Origin of the sequence: uncultured Agrococcus sp., assembly GCF_945915485.1 — a bacterium.
Classification (GTDB): domain Bacteria; phylum Actinomycetota; class Actinomycetes; order Actinomycetales; family Microbacteriaceae; genus Agrococcus.
On record NZ_CAMEFJ010000161.1, the window covers coordinates 1 to 2979 of the forward strand.

The following is a 2979-nucleotide window of genomic DNA, read 5'->3' on the forward strand; positions in this document are numbered from 1 at the left end:
TCGATCTCCGCGACCGGCGCGCACGCGACACCGGGGGCGGTGCGGGAGGCGCTCGCACGCTACTCCCCGCACGCGTACGGCAGCAGGACGCCGATGTCGTCGTTGCAGATCGCGGACGCCGGCGACGCCACCGACCCGGACGCGCACGAGGCGGATGCCGCGACGCTCGTGCAGAGCGCTTCCGAGCGAGCGCGGCTCGTCATCGCGCTCGGCGGCGACAATGCCGCGACCGTTCCGGCTGCGATCGGCACCTGGGAGGCTCAGGGAGCAAGCCCCGATGAAGTCGGGGTGATAACGCTGGATGCGCACCACGATCTGCGTGACGGCGTCTCGAACGGGTCACCCGTTCAGCGGCTCATCGACGCCGGACTCAACCCCGACCGCGTCGTGCAGGTGGGGATCCAGGACTTCGCGAACTCTTCCGACTACGCCGCGCGGGCCGAAGAGCACGGCATCACCGTCATTTCCCGTGCCGAGTGCGAGAAGAAGCCGATGCGCGACATCGCTCTCCGCGCGCTCGAAGTCGCGGGTGCCGGCGGCGGCATCATCCACGTGGACATCGACGTCGACGCCTGCGACAGGGCCGTCGTGCCGGGATGCCCGGCATCCGTTCCCGGCGGGCTCTCGGCCTGGCAGCTACGCGAGTTCGTTCGCACGCTCTGCGCCGATGAGCAGGTGCGCTCCATCGATTTCACCGAGGTCGACGCGACAGCTGATACCGAGGATGGTCGGACAGTGCGGCTCGTCGCCCTCGGTGTGCTGGAAGCGCTGGCGGGTCTCGCCGACCGCTAGCGGGCATCCCCGTTTCTGCTCGGTGCCGTCAAGCGTGACGAGCGGTCGGGCGCTACACAGCAGCTCAGCCCGCGAGCGCCGACCTCACGATGGCGCCGGAATGCTGCAGTTCGAGCTCGTTCGCGTAACGTTCGAGAGCATCACCGGGGATCGCCCCGTGCCGCGCGAGCATATCGACGGCGGCGACGGTCGCCGCTCGCCTGGTGCCGTCGAAGCAGTGCGTCACGGCCGTCATCCCGTTCGGCATCGTGATCGCGAGCGTGCCTTCCGCGCCGAATTTCGCAATGCAGTCGAAGGATTCTGCGACAACCGTGTCGGGCTTGCCGGGGGCCTCGACGACGGCCGGGTGCTGCCGCATTGCCGCACCCGCTCGCAAGAGGTGCTCGGCCAGCGGGTCACCGCCGTCGACGACCAACTGGCGGAACGCGAGGGCGAACCCCAAGGTGGTCGTGCTGTGCACCGGCGCCGTGCAGCCGTCTGCCACGGATGCGCGAGTCGGCACCCCCGTCAACCGCTCGAGGTCTTGGCGGAGTCGCTCCTGTAGCGGATGCGCGACATCCGTGTACGGAAGAGTTGCGTCGAAGCCGCGCGCGGTGCGAGCCATCAGCAGGTGCTTCCCGACGCACATGTGCGCCGATGGCGACGCCTCACCACCCGTAGCGGGTCGCATCGGCGGGCACAGCAGTTCATCTTCCTCAACGCCCAGCGCAGCGGCCATCTCTTCGGCGAGCTCTAGGTGCATCGGCAGGCGGCCGTTCGATGCGCAGGCGAGCGCGAGTTGACGATCGTCCTCGAGCGTCGTACCGAGCGCGAGCATGGAGGCGGCGTACAACGGCTTGAGCGATGACCGAGGCAGAACGTGTCGCGCATCGATGCTGCCGTGCTGCTCGAGCACCGCGCCCTCTGCGTCGATGAGGACTGCGACACCCGTGTGCCACGACTCGGTGAACCCTCCGCGATCGACGACCGCGATGACAAAATCGGTTGTTGCTCTGCTCACTAGTTCTTCGGCCTTCCCGCCCGCTCTCGGCTGACTGCGACTACAGCAGGCAAGCGTAGCCTGATCTGGTTTTTGCCGCTGCAGCGCATCGAACGATCATGACGATCGGCACTGCTGCGATCGCAGCCGACGTGGTCGAATGGCGTTGTGGACTTCCCCGAAACTGCGACACTGCTGCTGCGCATAGGTGCAGCGGGCGTTATCGGCTTCCTCATGATCGCCCATATCGAAGGCTGCGCTCGACGCGGGTACTCGCACGTGCAGCATCCGGTCAGCGCCCTCGCGCTCGGTCGCCGTGGCTGGATACAAATCGTCAACTTCGCCATTTCGGGATGCGCGATCGTGTGCGGCGGCGTCGGCATACTGTTGCAGGGGTCAGGGCTGTTCTTGGGTATCGCCGTGATCGTGTTCGGCAGCGGATTGGCACTGTCGGCATTCCCCATGGACCCGATGCGCGGCTACCCGCCCGGCACCGCCGAGGGCGACCCTGAGGAGTTCTCCACGTCGCACAACATTCATGACTGGGCCGGGCTCATCGTGTTCTTCTCGCTGCCTACGGTCGCCGCGATCGCAGTGTTCACACTGCCGGACCTCTGGCAGAAGATCGCGGCTGGCGCCGCCGCTGTCGTGCTCCTAGCCGCGAACTACTTCTTCGACAAGGCCTGGACTGTCAGTTCACCGAAAGTCGGGATCATTCAGCGGGCCTTCATCGTGCCCGGCTGGCTATGGCTGGCGATGGTGTTCACAATGCTGTCGATGTACTAGGCCGCCTGGGCTCGCTGCTTCGCGCCTCCCGGCCGACGCTACTCTCGCAGGTCGATTCCTACTCCGCCGCGCTTGGTGCTGAACACACGCACACCCTTCCTCCGTGCTGAGAAAGCCTCCTTCGCCCGCAGGCGCGCGCGCCCGCTGCCGCGCCCATCCTGCAACGTAACTGCCGTCCACAGTGCAGCACGGTCACCGCGAAACTCTCTAAGGGCACCCTCGGGGAGCACGAAATGTGCACTGACACGTCCGTTCGAATGCTGCAGAGATTCGCTCGACACAGCAGTGTTGCGCCCCGACCGGTAACCGCCCAGCATCAGAACAGCACTCTTCGCACGACCCAACAGCGACCTCCGCGCGGTTCCCGACAGCTCCACTACGAGGTCAAGCTCGTCGTCGCCCTCCGCGGCGATGAGTTCGGC

At 66.6% G+C, this 2979-nt stretch carries 4 protein-coding genes; 2 read left to right on the forward strand and 2 right to left on the reverse strand.

The window, feature by feature from the left end:
• Window positions 1-792, forward strand: a 792-nt coding sequence (locus Q0O95_RS13880) for an arginase family protein (protein ID WP_293699904.1), incomplete at its 5' end; no start/stop codon positions are given.
• Between the two features lie 64 nt (window positions 793-856).
• Here Q0O95_RS13880 and Q0O95_RS13885 read toward each other — a convergent pair.
• On the reverse strand, window positions 857-1792 hold the full coding sequence (locus Q0O95_RS13885) for an asparaginase (RefSeq protein WP_293699907.1): 936 nt from the start codon (window positions 1790-1792) through the stop codon (window positions 857-859).
• 147 nt (window positions 1793-1939) lie between these two features.
• Between Q0O95_RS13885 and Q0O95_RS13890 the strand changes: the two genes are divergently transcribed.
• Window positions 1940-2557, forward strand: coding sequence for a DUF998 domain-containing protein (locus tag Q0O95_RS13890; protein ID WP_293699910.1), 618 nt, complete (start codon window positions 1940-1942; stop codon window positions 2555-2557).
• A gap of 38 nt (window positions 2558-2595) precedes the next feature.
• Here the strand turns inward: Q0O95_RS13890 and Q0O95_RS13895 are convergent.
• Window positions 2596-2979 (reverse strand): hypothetical protein (locus Q0O95_RS13895; RefSeq protein WP_293699912.1); only part of this gene is annotated, 384 nt, incomplete at its 5' end.